The 16,427-nt window shown below is 68.5% G+C and carries 15 protein-coding genes; 11 read left to right on the top strand and 4 right to left on the bottom strand.

Translation table 11 applies throughout. The features are described 5' to 3' along the window. Positions 1-340: 340 nt before the first annotated feature. Complete coding sequence (locus ACFQ36_RS13245; protein WP_377014294.1) at positions 341-2,776, bottom strand: ATP-dependent DNA ligase; 2,436 nt, start codon at positions 2,774-2,776, stop codon at positions 341-343. Between the two features lie 122 nt (positions 2,777-2,898). Here ACFQ36_RS13245 and ACFQ36_RS13240 point away from each other — a divergent pair, with 122 nt between their 5' ends. From ACFQ36_RS13240 to ACFQ36_RS13225, 4 genes are all read left to right on the top strand, one after another. Beyond that, entirely contained in the window at positions 2,899-3,750 is an 852-nt protein-coding gene (locus ACFQ36_RS13240) for a Ku protein (protein WP_377014292.1), read from the top strand. A 257-nt stretch (positions 3,751-4,007) separates the two neighbouring features. After that, complete coding sequence (locus tag ACFQ36_RS13235) at positions 4,008-4,577, top strand: cysteine hydrolase family protein (RefSeq protein WP_377014290.1); 570 nt, start codon at positions 4,008-4,010, stop codon at positions 4,575-4,577. 177 nt (positions 4,578-4,754) lie between these two features. Then, positions 4,755-5,243 (top strand): Dps family protein, encoded by a 489-nt coding sequence (locus tag ACFQ36_RS13230; protein ID WP_377014288.1) that lies wholly within the window; start codon positions 4,755-4,757, stop codon positions 5,241-5,243. Positions 5,244-5,289: 46 nt separating this feature from the next. Continuing rightward, positions 5,290-5,517, top strand: a complete 228-nt coding sequence (locus tag ACFQ36_RS13225; protein WP_377014286.1) for a CsbD family protein — start codon at positions 5,290-5,292, stop codon at positions 5,515-5,517. A 24-nt stretch (positions 5,518-5,541) separates the two neighbouring features. Here ACFQ36_RS13225 and ACFQ36_RS13220 read toward each other — a convergent pair whose 3' ends face one another. Next, a complete protein-coding gene (locus ACFQ36_RS13220; protein ID WP_377014284.1) occupies positions 5,542-6,306 on the bottom strand; it encodes a 4'-phosphopantetheinyl transferase family protein in 765 nt (254 codons plus the stop codon). A gap of 100 nt (positions 6,307-6,406) precedes the next feature. On the opposite strand from ACFQ36_RS13220, the gene ACFQ36_RS13215 reads away from it, so the two are divergent. Beyond that, entirely contained in the window at positions 6,407-7,528 is a 1,122-nt protein-coding gene (locus tag ACFQ36_RS13215; protein WP_377014282.1) for a hydroxyneurosporene dehydrogenase, read from the top strand. 48 nt (positions 7,529-7,576) lie between these two features. Here ACFQ36_RS13215 and ACFQ36_RS13210 read toward each other — a convergent pair whose 3' ends face one another. Further along, positions 7,577-8,632, bottom strand: coding sequence for a zinc-dependent alcohol dehydrogenase family protein (locus ACFQ36_RS13210; protein WP_377014281.1), 1,056 nt, complete (start codon positions 8,630-8,632; stop codon positions 7,577-7,579). Between the two features lie 225 nt (positions 8,633-8,857). Here ACFQ36_RS13210 and ACFQ36_RS13205 point away from each other — a divergent pair, with 225 nt between their 5' ends. The 3 genes from ACFQ36_RS13205 to ACFQ36_RS13195 all read left to right on the top strand — a co-directional run bounded on the left by ACFQ36_RS13205 (position 8,858) and on the right by ACFQ36_RS13195 (position 10,874). Beyond that, positions 8,858-10,051, top strand: a complete 1,194-nt coding sequence (locus ACFQ36_RS13205) for an anion permease (protein ID WP_377014279.1) — start codon at positions 8,858-8,860, stop codon at positions 10,049-10,051. Positions 10,052-10,053: 2 nt separating this feature from the next. Further along, positions 10,054-10,272: a hypothetical protein gene (locus ACFQ36_RS13200; protein WP_377014298.1), complete on the top strand. Its 219-nt coding sequence runs from the start codon at positions 10,054-10,056 to the stop codon at positions 10,270-10,272. 62 nt (positions 10,273-10,334) lie between these two features. Next, on the top strand, positions 10,335-10,874 hold the full coding sequence (locus tag ACFQ36_RS13195) for a dihydrofolate reductase family protein (protein ID WP_377014277.1): 540 nt from the start codon (positions 10,335-10,337) through the stop codon (positions 10,872-10,874). Between the two features lie 10 nt (positions 10,875-10,884). Here ACFQ36_RS13195 and ACFQ36_RS13190 read toward each other — a convergent pair whose 3' ends face one another. After that, positions 10,885-11,370, bottom strand: coding sequence for a hotdog fold thioesterase (locus tag ACFQ36_RS13190; RefSeq protein WP_377014275.1), 486 nt, complete (start codon positions 11,368-11,370; stop codon positions 10,885-10,887). A 160-nt stretch (positions 11,371-11,530) separates the two neighbouring features. Here ACFQ36_RS13190 and polA point away from each other — a divergent pair, with 160 nt between their 5' ends. From polA to ACFQ36_RS13175, 3 genes are all read left to right on the top strand, one after another. Next, entirely contained in the window at positions 11,531-14,155 is a 2,625-nt protein-coding gene (gene polA / locus ACFQ36_RS13185; protein ID WP_377014296.1) for a DNA polymerase I, read from the top strand. 237 nt (positions 14,156-14,392) lie between these two features. Further along, positions 14,393-15,157, top strand: a complete 765-nt coding sequence (locus tag ACFQ36_RS13180; RefSeq protein ID WP_377014273.1) for a hypothetical protein — start codon at positions 14,393-14,395, stop codon at positions 15,155-15,157. Between the two features lie 45 nt (positions 15,158-15,202). Beyond that, a partial coding sequence (locus ACFQ36_RS13175) for a GNAT family N-acetyltransferase (protein ID WP_377014271.1) occupies positions 15,203-16,427 on the top strand: 1,225 nt, incomplete at its 3' end.

Here is a 16,427-nt window from a genome sequence, read left to right as displayed (position 1 = left end):
CTCTCACCCGGCACCACATAGGTCCGCTGCACCCCGTGCGCGGCCAGCGAGTCCACAATCACATGCCCGGCCGACTTCAGCGTCTTGCCCCCGGGCGCCGCTTCGTCCGGCGCCGCTTCAACATGAACCTGTGTCATCTGGTGTCTACTTTCCCCTGCGAATCTGTCTTGGCCACCGGCTCCGGCCCATCGTGCGACTGCATGAATTGGCATCGCCGTGATTGAGCAAAGTTACATGATCGGTTGTGGTAGGCGGGAGCCGGGCAGGAAACACAGCAGTAATGATTGTGACCCGTCTCATAAGGTGGCCGTGATGGGCAGGGCAGGTGGCCGGGAAGCGCTCAGACGTGCTCCCAGACCACCTCGCCGGGGTCCTTGTCCGGGCGCCAGCCGCGCCAGACCGGCTGTCGCAGCCGGCCGTCCGCCGTGCGTCCGGCATATTTGACCTCGCCCACCAGCCGCGGCGACACCCACTCGGCATCCTGCCGGTCCGCCGCCGGAACGCCGTCGGCGGCCGGTGTCCTGCGGGCGAGCGGGGCCAGCCGGGCTGCCGCCTCGTCCAGGTCAGCGCGGGTGAAGCCGGTGCCGACCCGGCCCGCATAGGTAAGCCGTCCGCCATCGTTCACCGCCAGCAGCAGTGAGCCGACGCCACCCGCCCGGTTGCCGGCGCCGTGCCGCCAGCCAATGACGACCACCTCCTGGTGCGCCTCGTTCTTGACCTTGATCCAGGTGCGCGTGCGGCGGCCGGGCAGGTACACGCCCGACTGTTTCTTGGCGATGATGCCCTCCAGTCCCAGCCGGACCGAGGCATCCAGGGCATCCCGGGCGGTGCCGGTGAAGGCCTCGGGCAGCTGGACGTGACGGCCGGGCCTGACGGCGTCGAACAGGGCCTGGCGGCGGGCCGTATACGGCGAGCGCAGCAGGCTCCTGCCGCCAAGGTGGAGGGCGTCGAACAGGATCAGGTAGGCGGGGGTGGTCCGGACGGCGGCACTGACGTCGGTTTCACTGGTCAGGTTCATGCGGTTCTGCAGCAGTCCGAAGTCGGGACGGCCGCCGGGCGCAAGGGCCACGATCTCGCCGTCGAGCACTGCCGGGCCTTCCGCCAGGCCGCCAAGTTCCTGCAGTTCCGGATAGGTTCCGGTCCGGTCCAGACCCCTGCGGGTGACCAGGCGCACCGTGCCGTCCTCCACCCGGGCAATGACGCGGACGCCGTCCCATTTCATCTCGTAGGCCCAGGCCTCGTCCGGGTCCAGGTCGGCCAGGCTGCCGGCGGTGGCCAGCATGGGGGCGGCATCGGGCAGCGCAGTCCGGGCCCAGCCGCGCTCCGGGCGGACCTGGTGTCCGGATCCGGGCTGGTCCTTCATCAGGTGGATGAGCCAGTTCTTCCCGGCGTCTCCCATTCCCGGAGTATGGATGAGGGCATAGCGGCGCGGCACCGAGCCGAGCCCGCCGTCGTCGCGTCCGTGCAGAACGACGATGACTTCCTTGCCGTCGCGCCACTTTTCCAGCTCGTACGTTCCGCTGTCCCAGATCCTGACGGTTCCGGCCCCGTACTGGCCCTTCGGGATGGTGCCCTCGAAGCTGCCGTAATCCAGCGGATGGTCCTCGGTCATCACCGCCAGCCGGTTTTCTTCCGGCTCCAGCGGCAGGCCCTTCGGGACGGCCCAGGAGACGAGCACGCCGGAGTGCTCCAGCCGGAAGTCCCAGTGCAGCCGGCGGGCGTGGTGTTCCTGGATCACGAAGGACGGCTGCCCGTCCGCGGCGGTCTGGGTGCCGGCGCCGGGTTCCGGGACCGGCTCGGGGGTCCTGGCCGGATCGCGCATGCTGCGGTACCTGGCCAGCCGGTCGCTGCCGGCAGGCGCACCGGGGCCGCCGCCGTCGCCGTGCCAGCCCTGCGCGGCGATCGGGTCGATGCCGGCGGCCACCCGCTCCATGACTTCGCGGTAGTCCAGCTGGGCCAGATCCGGTTCCTCGAGCTCTTCCCAGGTCCGCGGCGCGGCCACATTTGGGTGCAGGCGCCCGCGCAGCGAATAGGGGCAGACGGTGGTCTTGGCGCCGTTGTTCTGGCTCCAGTCCACCAGCACCTTGCCCGCGCGCAGGGCCTTCTTCATGTCGCTGACCACCAGGTCGGGGTGCGCGGCCTCCAGCGCGCGGGCCAGTTCGTGCGCCACCTCGGCGACCTGGCCGGTTGTGTGCCTGCCATCCAGCGGCGCATACAGATGGATGCCTTTGGACCCGGAGGTGACCGGCACGGCGTCCATTTCCATTCCCTGCAGGATCTCCCGGCACAGCAGGGCCACCTGGACGCATTCGGCCAAGCCGGCGCCCTCGCCCGGGTCCAGGTCCAGCACCAGCCGGTCCGGGTTCCGCGGCACGAGGTCCGGGCCGAAGCGCCACTGGGGAACATGGATTTCCAAGGCGGCCACCTGCCCAAGCCAGGCCAGCACCGCCGGGTCGTTGACCAGCGGATAGGTATTCACGTGGTCCCTGTGCCGGATATCGGCGCGCGGCACCCAGTCCGGGGCCGACTCCTCGAGGTCCTTGCGGAAAAAGGGATGGCCGGGTTTGGCCGTCGTACCGACGCCGTCCACCCACCGTTTGCGCGTGGCAGGCCGCCAGGCGGCCTGCGGGATGAGCACATGGGCCACGGTGGAGAGGTAGTGCAGGACGTCGGCCTTGGTGGTGCCGGTCTCCGGATACATCACCTTGTCCAGGTTGCTCACCTTCAGCCGCCGGCCGGCGACCTTGACCAGCTGCTCGTTGGCGCGCGCAGGCATCGTTCGGTCTCCCTTCCCTGGCTGTGCCGCACATGTACGTTCTGCACCCTTTACCCTGCACTCTGTTCCTTATTTGCCGGCAAGGCTAGTGCTTCCGCAGCCTTGGTGTTTCAATGATGAACATGAGGGCCATCTGGACGGGGGCCGTCACCTTTGGCTTGGTGAACATCCCGGTGCGGCTGTACCCCGCCACCACCGACCATGACATCGAGCTGCATCAGGTGCATGACGCCGACGGCGGGCGGATCCGCTACGAGCGCCGGTGCGAGGTGTGCCGGCGCAAGATCGACTACGAGCACATCGACAAGGCCTATGAGGACGGCGAAACAACGGTGGTCCTGACGGATGAGGACCTTGCGGTGCTGCCCGCGGAGCGGAACCACGAGATTGAGGTGGTTCGGTTCGTGCCCAGCGAGCAGATTGATCCGCTCATGCTGGAGCGCAGCTACTACCTGGAGCCGGACTCGAAGTCGGTCAAGGCCTATGTGCTGCTGCGCAAGACGTTGGAGAAGACCGACCGGACCAGCGTCGTGAAGTTCGCCCTGCGGCAGAAGACCCGGCTGGGCATCCTGCGGGTCCGCGGCCCTGTGCTCATGCTGCAGTCGTTGCTGTGGGCGGACGAGGTGCGGGAGGCTGACTTTCCGTCCGTCTCGTCGCGGGTGCGGATTTCCCCGCAGGAACTGGAAATGTCTACGGCCCTGGTAGAGCGCTACGCGGACGACTTTGAGCCCGAGGAGTTCCAGGACGACTACCAGGTGGAGCTGCGCCGGTTGATCGACGAAAAGCTCAAGCAGGGCGAAGCGCTCGATACGGAGGCCACCTTCGGCGTGCCCGAGGAGAGCGAGGCCGGGGACCTGGTGGACCTGATGGAGGCGCTGAAGAGGAGCCTGGAACGCCGGGCCGTCGGGTCCGGCCGGAAGCCGTCCGCCACGCCTGGCACCAAGGGGGCTGCCGCGCGGCGCAAGGGCGCCTGAGCGGGCCCGGCAGCGCGCCTGCCCCGGTGGCAGTCCGGCCGCCGCTTGGTAAGCAGGCTTGCCAAACGCTAGGCTGGGGCGCGAACGGGGGGGCGGCCACGATCATGAGTTCGACGGCCCGGGAAGTCCGTTATCCTTCCTGCGGCTCGGGCCGCTGTCCGGCCGCACCCGTCCGGTACCAATGCTCCGTTCCGGGAGGGGGATCTGCTGCTCGGCGTGCCGCCGGGGTGTTGTGGATTCGTGTATAAGGAGGACCTATGGGCCTGGCAGTAGTCATCATCGATATGCAGAAGGGTTACTTCGAGGATCCGTCACTGGCCGGCCGCCAGGAACAGCTGGTGGCGCAGTGCAACGAGTTGATCGCCCACGCATCGGGTGCTGGTGTTCCGGTGCTGCTGGCCTGTACCGAGCACCAGCGGGATAAGTCCACCTGGACCTTGAACATGCTCGAGGATGACCAGGGCTTTGCCTTTGCCGGCAGCGAGACGGCCGAAATCGTCCCCGGCCTGGCAGCCGAGGGACTGCCACGACTGCCCAAGACCCGCGACAGCGCGTTCGTGGCCACCGACCTGCTGTTCCGCCTGCGCAACCTGGGCACGCAGACGCTGCTGCTGGCGGGCGTGTCTTCGCACAACTGCATTGCCCAGACCGGAGCCGATGCGTTCGCCAACAACTTCCGGGTGGTCTATGCCAAGGATGCGATGGCCTCGACCAACGAAGAGTTCGCCGCCCAGATGCTGACCATCCTCTGCACGGAGTACCGGCAGGAACTGGCGGATGCGGCCACCGTCAAACAGTACCTGGCCGGCGGAAACGGCAGAGGCTGATCCCCTCCGGCGGCCCGGTGGCCGGATGGGGTCCCTTGCCCGGCGCTGGCGTCCAACCTAGGCTGAAGAATGTAAAGCCTGCTTAGGAATTGCCTGCGGACGGTTTCCGCAGGGCGGACGGTACCAAGGCTCCGCATTCCTGAGCCAGGCAGATACCTTGCGACGAATGGAGGATTCTTGAAGGCATCGAAGCAGTTGAGCGAAAACCTGCAGAAGGTCCTGGTCGACTTGATCGAGCTCCATGTCCAGTGCAAGCAGGCGCACTGGAACCTCGTGGGCAAGAATTTCCGCGACCTGCATCTGCAGCTGGACGAAATCGTCGCCGACGCCCGCCTGTTCACGGACCAAGTGGCCGAACGGATGCGTGCCCTCCATGCCGTGCCGGACGGGCGCAGTGCGACGGTGGCCGAAACCAGCAGCCTGGCCGCGTTCCCGATGGGGCTGGTTTCCACCGCTGATACCGTCGGCCTGGTGGTTGACATGCTGGAGGCCTGCGTGGGAACCATGCGCGATGTTCACGACCAAGTAGACGAGGAGGACCCGATCACGGCGGACATTCTTCACGGATTCATCGAAAAGCTGGAGCAGTACGCCTGGATGGTGGACGCGGAGAACATGGCGCCGACAGCCAAGACCGGAACCGCCAAAACCAGGAAAGCTTCCTAACACATACCGGTTACAGCCTGCAGCGCAGGCGGAAAGTAGGTTGATCATGGGACTGGGTGACAAGTTCGAAGCCGCCAAGGACAAGGTTACGGGCAAGGTCAACGAAGCCGTCGGCAAGGCAACCGACGACACCTCGCAGACGGCCAAGGGCAAGGCCCAGCAGGCCGAAGGCGAGATCAAGGACACCGTGGCCGACACCAAGGCGAACCTGAGGGAAGACACGGAGAACGCCAAGGACCGCATGGACGATACCGAAGGCGGAAACCGTATCTGAACCGGCAGCTGCGTGCCGCGGGAATCAGCCCGAAGGCTGATTCCCGCGGCACGGGCCAAGCAGCCGCGACGGCGCGATCGCGCGCACCGGCAGCGGATCCGAGCAGGCGAGCGCGGCCAGATGTCTGTCCCCGGCGGGGACCCAGCCGACACGGAGCCCGTCCAGCTCGCCCGGATCGGGACACCGTATCCGGGCCCTGAACGGCACGGCGGCGGACCGGCCGGTTCCGGCGTCGTCTTCCACGCTGAGGAGCGACGGTTCGACGGCGAGCCCGTGCCCGGTCGCCTTCAGCGCAGCCTCCTTGGCGGTCCAGAGCAGCATCCGTTGCCGGCGGCCGGCAGGGCCGCCACCGGCCCGGCGCTGCTCGGCCGGGGAGAGCACGGTTTGGTCGAAGCCTTCGAAGACCGCCTCCGGCACCAGTTCGACGTCGGCGCCCAGCCGGGTCCCTGCCGGCGCGGCCGCGGCCAGGACGAGGGTCCGGGTGCGGGACAGGCTTACTTCCAGTCCGGCAATCCGGGGCTTGCCGTGATCGGTGCTGCCGCAGCTGCGGCAGCACCGCCCCACCTCCAGCCCGGCTGCCTGCTGCGCGGGCACCCCCAGCAGGTGGGCGGCGAGCAGCTGCAGCAAGGTGCGGGAGGCCAGGAAGGCAGCGGCGTCGTCGTCGTGCCGGTAGCGGCCGGCCAGATCGGCCTGGGTGCCGAGCAGGCTGTGCCAGCCCCCCGCGCCAGCCGCCAGCAGGCTCATCTCTCCGGGCGAGGCGAGCGAGTACAGGATGCCGGGGGACTCCACGGCTCAAGTCTAGCGTTCGCTGCCTTCCCGGCCCGTTCGGCGCGGGGACCGGGGCAGGCTCTCTTGCGGTGGGCGGCCGGTACACATCAGAGGAGCAGGCATGGTATCCCGAGCCCGGATCGCTGCCGGCAACAGCGACTATGCGGCATTGGGCCTCCGGCCGGGGCAGGTCCAGCCCTTCGAAGACGGGATGCGGACCAGCGGCCGGCCCGGGACCTACGAGTGGTGGTACTTCGACGCCCGGCTCCGGGACGGATCGAAGCTGGTCATCGCGTTCTTCACCAAACCGCTGATTCGCCCGCGGAAGCCGCTGAGCCCGGCGGTAACGGTGGACCTGGAGCTGGCCGACGGGCGCAGCTTCCACCGCACCGGGAATTTTCCCGCGGTTTCCTTCGGAGCCGCCACGGACGGGTGCGATGTGCGGATCGGGCCCAATACCTTCACCGGCGATCTGCACCGGTACCGCATCCATGTGGCAATGGACGGCCTCGAAGCCGATGTCCTGCTCACCGGGAGCGTGCCGAGCTGGCGGCCCGGGACCTGGCACTACTTCTTCGGCAACCGGGATGAATACTATTTCGCCTGGCTGCCGGCCGTCCCCGAGGGCGACGCCGAGGTCAGCTACACCGTCGAGGGTGTCAGGCATGTGAGTTCGGGCACCGGCTACCACGACCACAACTGGGGCAACCGGTCCGTGGCCAAAGTGTTCGACCACTGGTATTGGGGCAGGGGCAGCGCCGGCGGGTACGCCGTGATTACTGCGGCCCTTACCGCCGCGCGGCGGTATGGCTACACCCCGTTCACGACCTTCCTGCTGGCCCGTGACGGACGCATCGTGGCCGACGACCGGTCCAAGGTCGATTTCACCCCGTCCGGGTTCTTCCACGACCCCGGCACCGGCAAACCGGTGGCCGCCGTCACCAGCTTCGATTACCGCGACGAGGCCCGACGCTACCTGGTCACCTACACCCGCACCGGCACCGTCCTCGCGGTGAAGCTGGCCGGATTCCTGCCCCGGCCGGCCCGGCTGGCGGCCCGGCTCGCCGGCTTCAGCGGCGCCTACCTCCGCTTCGCCGGCAGCTTGAGCGTACGGGAATACCGGGCCGGGCAGCTCGTCGGTCAGGAAGAGGCGCCCGCGCTCTGGGAGCTGATGTACCTGGGCCGGCCGCGCCGGGGCCGTGGCGGGAGCCGGAAGGATGCCGGGCATGATGCCGCACCGTAACTGCAGTTCCTCCGGGCGGGCGCCGGCGGGCAGGCCTGCGGAATAGGGTCAGCGCGTGATGACAACCTTGAGCGCATTCGTCTCCGCCGCGCGGGCAAAGGTGTCGTAGGCGTCCATCATCTGGTCGAAGCTGAAGCGGTGGGTCGCGAACTTCTCCGCCGGGATCTTCCCCTGGGCCACGAGCCTGAGCAGCATCGGCGTGGTGTTGGCGTTGACCAGGCCCATGCTGATGTTGATGTTGCGGATCCACAGGTCCTCCAGGTGCAGCTGCACCGGCTTGCCGTGGACACCCACGTTGGCCACATTCCCGCCGGGCCGGACCAGGTTCAGCGCCATGTCGAAGGTCTGCGGAATCCCCACCGCCTCGATGGCCACATCCACGCCGGCGCCGTCGGTGAGCGCCAGGACCTGCTCCTTCCAGTCCGCCGCGGAGGAGACGACGGTGTCGGTGGCGCCGAACTCCCGGGCCCGTTCCAGTCGGTTCGCGTCCAGGTCCAAGGCGACGACGGTGGCCGCCCCGCACAGCCCGGCGGTGGCGATGGCCGCCAGGCCCACCGGTCCGGCCCCCACGACGGCGACGGTATCCCCGGGCTTGACCCGCCCGTACAGGACGCCGATCTCGAAACCGGTGGGCAGGATGTCCGACAGCATGACCGCCTGCTCGTCGCCGACCCCCTCGGGCAGCCGGTGCAGCGAATTCTCCGCATAGGGCACGCGCACGTACTCGGCCTGGGTGCCGTTGATCAGGTGGCCGAAGACCCAGCCGATGCCGGAGGCGCCCTCGTCCCCGAGGCAGTGGGAATACAGCCCCGTGCGGCAGTTGGCGCAGTGGCCGCAGGACTTGATGCAGGAGATGATCACCCGGTCGCCCGCCTTCAGGCCGGTCACGGACGGGCCGGCCTCGGTGATTGTCCCCACGCCCTCGTGGCCCAGAATGCGTCCGGGCTGCACGGCCGGAACATCGCCCTTGAGGATGTGCAGATCCGTGCCGCAGATCGTGGTGGTGTCGACCCGGACGATGGCATCCGTGGGCTGTTCGATCACGGGGTCGGGTACTTCCTGCCAGGATTTCTCTCCGGGCCCGCCATAAACCAATGCCTTCACGATGTCTCCCGGGGGTAAAGAGGGGTAAAAAGGAGGTGTGGTCAAGTGCGCCCCACCCCGATCATCGGGGTGGGTGCTCCGGGTGTCAACGGGCGGCGAAGCGGATGTGCCCGCGGGGCCTGTTCGCATCTACAATTCAAAAGGCGTTTTACCGGAGGCCAACCCCACAAGGCTTCGCCGGTGAACGTCTGATGAACGTTCTTCCCTCACCAGATTGGTAACCAGGTGGATCTCACCTTAATGGTCGTGCTTGTCATAGCGCTGGCCCTCTTTTTCGACTTCACAAACGGCTTCCATGACACGGCGAACGCCATGGCCACCCCCATCGCCACCGGCGCGATCACGCCCAAGACGGCGGTGGCCCTGGCCGCAGTGCTCAACCTGATCGGTGCGTTCCTGTCCACCGAGGTGGCCAAGACCATTTCGGGCGGGATCATCCGCGAGGGTGACGGAGGCATCGCGATTACCCCGGAAATGATCTTCGCCGGGCTGATGGGAGCCGTGGTCTGGAACATGATGACCTGGCTGCTGGGCCTGCCGTCGAGTTCCTCGCACGCCCTCTTCGGCGGGCTGATCGGTGCAGCCATCGTCGGTGCCGGATTCGGGGCGATCAACTACGCCGTCGTCGTCTCCAAGGTGCTGCTGCCGGCAGTGCTGGCCCCGCTGATCGCCGGCACGGTGGCGTACCTGAGCACCCGGCTGGCCTACCGGATCACCACCCGCAGGGGCGCCGTCGCGAACCCCAAGCGCGGCGGCTTCCGCTACGGCCAGATCTTCTCCTCTTCACTGGTAGCGCTGGCGCACGGCACCAATGACGCGCAGAAGACCATGGGTGTGATCACCCTGGTACTGGTGTCCGGGGGTTTCCAGGCGGTGGGCACCGGACCGGAGTTCTGGGTGGTTGCGGCCTGCGGCCTGGCGATCGCGATCGGGACGTATTCGGGCGGCTGGCGCATCATGCGGACCATGGGCCGCGGGCTGACCGAGGTCAAGCCGGCCCAGGGCTTCGCCGCGGAATCGTCCACCGCCTCGGCCATCCTGGCCTCCTCGCACCTGGGCTTTGCGCTGTCCACCACCCAGGTCGCCTCCGGGTCCGTGATCGGCTCGGGACTGGGGCGCAAGGGCGCCCAGGTGCGCTGGAATACCGCCCGGCGCATCGCCGTCGGCTGGGTGCTGACGCTGCCGGCCGCCGCCATCGTCGGCGCGCTGGCCGCGGCCGCGGCGCATCTGGGCATAGCCGGGATCATTATCGACGCCGTGGCCGGAGCGCTGGTCATCGGCATCATGTTCCTGGTTTCGCGGCGCAACCAGGTGGGCCACCACAACGCGATCAGCGAACTCGACCACGCCGGCGAGGTCGTGAAGATCAAGCGCAAGAAGAAAAAGAAGAAGACCCCGCAGGTGGAGGTGGCCGAGTGAACATCAACTGGCTGGCGTTCGTGGTGGTGGCTATTGCCACCCTGGTTTCCGCCCTGGTTGTCGTCGGGTCCTACGGGCTCGGGGTGCGGCTGCTCGCCGTCGCGGCGGACGCGGCCCCATCCCGGCAGCCGCTGGTGCGCTCGTCCGCCTATGCCTGTTTCGGCGTCTGCGGCGCCGCAGTGCTGTACGGGATCTACCTGATCGTTCCGGTTTTCCACTAGGAAACGGGTCAGGCAGGCTCCCAGCGTCTTCCGATAAGAGGGAACTTGACTAGCATGGGCCCATGGCCCGGACCGTTTACTACGTAGCAAGCTCGCTCGACGGGTTCATCGCCGACCCGCAGGACAACCTCGACTGGCTGATGCAGTTCAACGGCGTGGAGGGGGTCCAGGACACCTACGCGGACTTCTTCGCCGGCGTCGGGGCCATGGTCATGGGTTCGGCAACCTACCAGTTCATCCTCAAAGCCGGACCGTGGGATTACGGGAACACCCCGACCTGGGTGTTCACCCACCATGAACTGCCGGGCATCCCGGGCGCGGACATCACCTTCGTGCGCGGCGAAGTGCCGTTGTTCCACGAGGCCATCTGCGCGGACGCGGGGGAGAAGGACGTCTGGGTGGTCGGCGGCGGGCCGCTGGCAGGCCAGTACCTGGCGGCCGGGCTGCTGCATGAAATGATCCTGACGCTGGTCCCGGTGACGCTGGGCCGCGGCAAGCCGCTGCTGCCGGTGCCGACCGCGGCGCCGGCAGAGCTGCTGGGGACCAGGGTCCTGGGCGGCTCCATGGTGGAGCTGCGCTACCGCTTCGCGAAGACCCGGTAATACGCGCCGCTCAGCCGGCTTCCCGGATCAGGTTGGTGATCCGGGCCGTCGAGAGCCGGCGTCCGGCGTCGTCGGTCATCACCACCTCGTGGACGGTCAGGGTGCGCCCCAGCTGCAGCGCCAAGGCCGTCCCGGTGACCAGGCCGGAGGATACGGAGCGGTGGTGAGTGGCGCCCACTTCGATGCCCAGCGCCGCCCGGCCGGGGCCGGCGTGGATGGACGCGGCGAGGGAGCCCAGGGTCTCGGCCATCACCACATGGGCTCCGCCGTGGAGGATGCCGAAAGCCTGGGTGTTCCCCTCCACCGGCATGGTGGCCACCATGCGTTCCGGACTCATCTCCAGGAACTTGATGCCCATTTTCACGACCAGCGCCCCCACGCCCGTTTCCCCCAGCCAGGGCCGCAAATGCTCCGGCACGCCGGCGTCGGCCAGTTCCCGGAGCCGGTCCGCGGCGGCCGGGACGGACCGGCCGCCCGGAATGAAATTGTCGCTCATGGGAACTAGGCTGGCATCTGTGAGTGAAACAAACAAACCGGATTCCGTAGCCACCATCGAGCCCCCCCGCGGGACGGACACGGTCCCGGACACCGTTGCCGGCACGGATACCGGGACGGCCGGCGGGAGCCGGCGGCTGCTGGTGGTCGACGGGCATTCGATGGCGTTCCGGGCGTTCTATGCCCTGCCGGCGGACAAGTTCGCCACGGATACCGGCCAGCACACCAACGCTGTGTATGGTTTCACCTCGATGCTGCTGGCCATGATCCGGGACCAGAACCCCACCCATGTGGCCGTCGCCTTCGACCTGGACACCCCGACCTTCAGGTCCGAGGAATACAGCGAGTACAAGGCCGGCCGGAACAAGACGCCCGAGGAATTCCACGGCCAGGTGGACCTGATCATCAAGGTCATGGAGGCCATGCGGATCCCCACCATCAGCCTGGACGGCTACGAGGCGGACGACATCATCGCCACGCTGAGCAGCCGCGCAGAGGCCGCCGGCTGGGACGTGCTGGTGGTCTCCGGGGACCGGGATGCGTTCCAGCTGATCACCGACAAGGTCACCGTGCTGTACCCGAAGAAGGGCGTCAGCGACATCCCCCCGATGGACGCCGCGGCGGTGGAGGCCAAGTACTTCGTGGGCCCGCAGCACTACTCGGACCTGGCCGCGCTGGTCGGGGAGACGGCGGACAACCTGCCCGGCGTTCCCGGCGTCGGCCCCAAAACGGCGGCCAAGTGGATCAACCAGTACGGCGGCCTCGACGGGATCCTGGCGAACCTGGACTCCATCGGCGGCAAGGCGGGGGAGGCGCTGCGCGCGAATATCGACCTGGTCAAGCGGAACCGCCGGCTGAACCACCTGCTCCGCGACCTGGACCTGCCGGTCAACATGGAAGCCATGACCCTGCAGCACCCGGACCGGGACGCCGTCGAGGAACTCTTTGACGCGCTGCAGTTCAACACCCTGCGCAAACGGCTCTTCGACCTCTTCGCCGAGGCCGAGCAGGACGAGGAAGTGCAGGTCCACGCCCCGGTACACGTCCAACTGGCCACCGCCCGGGAGCTCGAAGCCTGGCTGGACGGCACCAACCAGTTCAACGTCGCCGTGCAGCTGGCAACCGAAGGCAGCGGAGACACCGAGGACGCCATCGGCCTGGCCCTGGTGACCGGCTCCGGGGCCGCCTATGTGGCGCTGGGGGAGCTCGACGCCGAGGCCGAGCAGGTGCTGGCGCACTGGTTGGCGGACCTGGACGCGCCCAAGGTGGTCCACGACTTCAAGGCCGCCTACAAGCTGCTGGCCCGGCGCGGGCTGACGCTGCTCGGCGTGGTGGACGACACGGCCATTTCGGCCTACCTCATCCAGCCGGACCGGCGCAGCTATGAGCTGGCGGACCTGGCCCAGTACCACCTGAAGCTCTCCGTGGCCGCCGCTCCCGCGGCTTCCGGGCAGCTGGAGCTGGGACTGGGCGGAGACCCTGCCGGACCGGCAGTGATGAAGGCGTTCGCCGCGCTGCAGCTGAGCGAACACTTCGCGGGCCAGCTGATCGGGCGCGGGGCCAACCAGCTGCTGGGCGGGCTGGAGCTGCCGCTGTCCCTGGTGCTGGCCCGGATGGAACTGACCGGCATTGCGGTGGACACGGCCAAGCTGGACACCCTGCTGGACGACTTCAGCGCCACCATCAATGCCGCCAGCTCCGAGGCCTTCCGGATCATCGGCAAGGAGATCAACCTCGGCTCGCCCAAGCAGCTGCAGACGGTGCTCTTCGACGAGCTGGGGCTGCCCAGGACCAAGAAGATCAAGACCGGCTACTCCACCGACGCCGATGCGCTCACGGACCTGGTGGCCAGGACCGGACATCCCTTCCTGCTCCAGCTGCTGGCCTACCGTGATGCCAGCAAGCTGCGCCAGACCGTGGAGGGGCTGCGCAAGGCAGTGGCCGAGGACGGCCGCATCCACACCACCTACGCGCAGACCGTCGCCGCCACCGGGCGGCTGTCCTCGCTGAACCCGAACCTGCAGAACATCCCGGTGCGCAGCGACGAAGGCCGGCGCATCCGTGCGGTCTTCGTCGTCGGCCGCGGCTACGAATCGCTGCTGACCGCGGACTATTCGCAGATTGAAATGCGCATTATGGCGCACCTGTCCGGGGACCAGGCGCTGATCCAGGCGTTCCGCGACGGCGAGGACCTGCACCGTTTCGTCGGCTCGCGGATCTTCAACGTGGCACCGGCGGACGTGACCAGCGAGATGCGCGCCAAGGTGAAGGCCATGTCCTACGGGCTGGTGTACGGGCTGAGCTCGTTCGGACTGTCCAAGCAGCTGAACATTCCGGTGGACGAGGCCCGGACCCTGATGAAGGACTACTTCAGGCGGTTCGGCGCTGTGCGCGACTACCTGCGAGCAGTGGTGGAGCAGGCCCGGCGGGACGGCTTCACCTCCACCATCGAGGGCCGCCGCCGCTACCTGCCGGACCTGAACAGCGACAACCGGCAGCTGCGCGAGATGGCCGAACGGGCGGCGCTGAACGCGCCGATCCAGGGCTCTGCCGCAGACATCATCAAGAAGGCCATGCTCGGAGTGGACCGGGAGTTGGCGGAGCAGGGCCTGAAGTCCCGCATGCTGCTGCAGGTCCATGACGAACTGGTGCTGGAAGTGGCCCCGGGCGAGCGCGAGGCGGTGGAACGGCTGGTCCGCGAGCAGATGTCCGGGGCGGCGGAGCTCTCCGTGCCGCTGGACGTGTCGGTGGGCGTCGGCCAGGACTGGCAGGCGGCCGGACACTAAGAGATTGGGGCGCTCCCACAGTGTCGGCTGCGCCGCCACGGCGGGGCCCGCGCGCCCCACTCTACGGGGCGCTCCCACAGTGTCGGCTGCGCCGCCACGGCGGGGCCCGCGCGCCCCACCCACGAGGACACTGACCCACTCTGGGACGCTCCGGCGAGTCCTGACTGTGATTCGGCTCACATTAGGGTAGATTCCCGGCAAGGGCTGGACGCCGCGGGACCGCCGGGAGGTCTGTCGATGATGTTGGGCCGGAATGTTGTCAGCCGTCGGGCCGCCGCGCTGCTGCTCGGGGTCACGGCGGCCGTTATGCTCGCCTTCGTGGCGGTATTTGCGCTGCACCATGTCATGCCCTTGGATGAACTGAAGAAATTCGTGGACATTGGCGCCGAATCGAACCTGCCGGCGTGGTGGAATGCGGTGCTGCTGTTCCTTGTCGCGGGTCTGGCCGCGGCAGCCGCCCTCTGGCAGGGCGGGAGCAGGGTCGGCGCGGCCTGGTGGATCATTGCGGCAGCCGCGGCCTACCTGAGCTTGGATGAGACTGCCGGGCTCCATGAACGGCTGGCCCGCCCCACCGTCGCCGCCGGCATCGAGACGCCCACCTATCCGTGGCTCGCGCTCGGCGTCGTCGTGGCCGGCGCCGGGGCGTTCGTGCTCTTCCTGGCCGGCCGGATGCTGCCCTGGACCGCCTACCGGCCCTTGGCTGTCGCCCTGGTGCTGTATGCGCTGGGTGCCGTCGGTACCGAGGCGTTCAATGGCTGGGTCCGCGGCACCGGACCAGGTCTCCTGTTCTCCGCCGGCCTGATCGTCGAGGAGGGGCTGGAGATGCTCGCCGCGATCGTGGCCGTCGTCGCCGTCCTGGACTATCTCGTGGACGGCCTGCGACTGTCGCAGCGTTCCGCGCGGCACCCACCCGGGGCCGGGCCTGCCGCCCGCGGCAGCGGCCGCCCCCGGCCGGCCGCAAAGCGTGCGGTGCCGGGCCGGGCCGGGCAAAGGGCAGCCTGATGGCCGCACGCACCCCGGTACGTCCGGGATGCTAGGCTCGGCAGCGTGAAGACTGCCTCCAGGGAAGCCGGTCCCGCCCTGCGCACCGAACGCTTCGGTGCGCTTCGCGAGGACGGGTTGGCGGACCAGCGGCTCCAGGGCTGGTTCGACGCCGTCATGTTCGGTTTCCACGACGCCAAGGCGGATCCGGCCGACGTCGCCCTGTACGCCGAGGCTTATGCCGCGGACGGCCGGGTGCTCTCGGCCGTATACGACGACGCCGAGCGGCCGGGCGTCTGGGATCCGGCTATTCCGGTGGCCACCTATGCCACGATGCTGAACACGCTCAATGTCGGCGGGGCGTTACTGGACACGCACCTGGTCACTGCAGTGACGGTGCGGCCGACGCACCGCCGGCGCGGCATCCTCCGCCGCCTGATCACCGAGGACCTGCGCCGGGCCGCCGAGTCCGGCCTGGCGCTGGCCGCGCTCACCGCGTCCGAGGCGACCATCTACGGGCGCTTCGGCTTCGGTGCGGCCGCCCTTTCCCGCAGGGTCCAGGTGGATGTGCGGGAGCGCTTCGGCCTGCACCGGCAGGCCGCCGAAACTGCGGACGACGGCACGGTGGAGGTGGCGGATCCGGACTCCCTGGCCGTGCTGGCCCCGGAGGTCTTCGACCGCTTCCACGCCCTGACACCCGGCTCCGTGGCCCGCCAGTCATCCTATGCCCAAGTGGTTTCCGGGCGCTGGCGGCAGCATAAGCCCGAGCCGGACAGGTCGCTGCGCGCTGCGGTGTACTACGGGGCCGGCGGCACCGCCGACGGTTATGTCTGCTACAGGTTCGCCGGCTGGGACAGTTCCCCCCGGACGGTGAAGGTGGTGGACCTGGTCGCGGCCGCGCCCGATGCCTATCTGGGCCTGTGGCGGTACCTGGGCGCCATCGACCTGGTGGAGCGGATCGACTACCCGCTGGCCCCCGTCGAGGATCCGTTGCCGTGGGCCCTGCAGGATCCGCGCGGCTACGAGGTCAAGGGCGAGGAAGACGTACTCTGGCTGCGGGTGTTGGACCCGGTGGCCGCGCTGCAGGCCCGCAGCTATGCCGCGGACGGTTCGGTCAGCTTCGAAGTCTCCGATCCGCTCGGCCTGGCCGGCGGGTGCTGGCGGCTCACGGCCAGCGGCGGCGAGGCCGCCGTCGAACCGCTGGCATCCGGCACCGCCGTCGAGCTCAGCTTCGGGGTTGACGTCCTCGGCTCGCTCTACCTCGGCGGCGCCGGAGCCCGCACGCTGGCGG

It is taken from the genome of Arthrobacter sp. GCM10027362, from assembly GCF_042679445.1.
Classification (GTDB): domain Bacteria; phylum Actinomycetota; class Actinomycetes; order Actinomycetales; family Micrococcaceae; genus Crystallibacter.
This window is presented reverse-complemented; position numbering and strand designations above follow the sequence as displayed.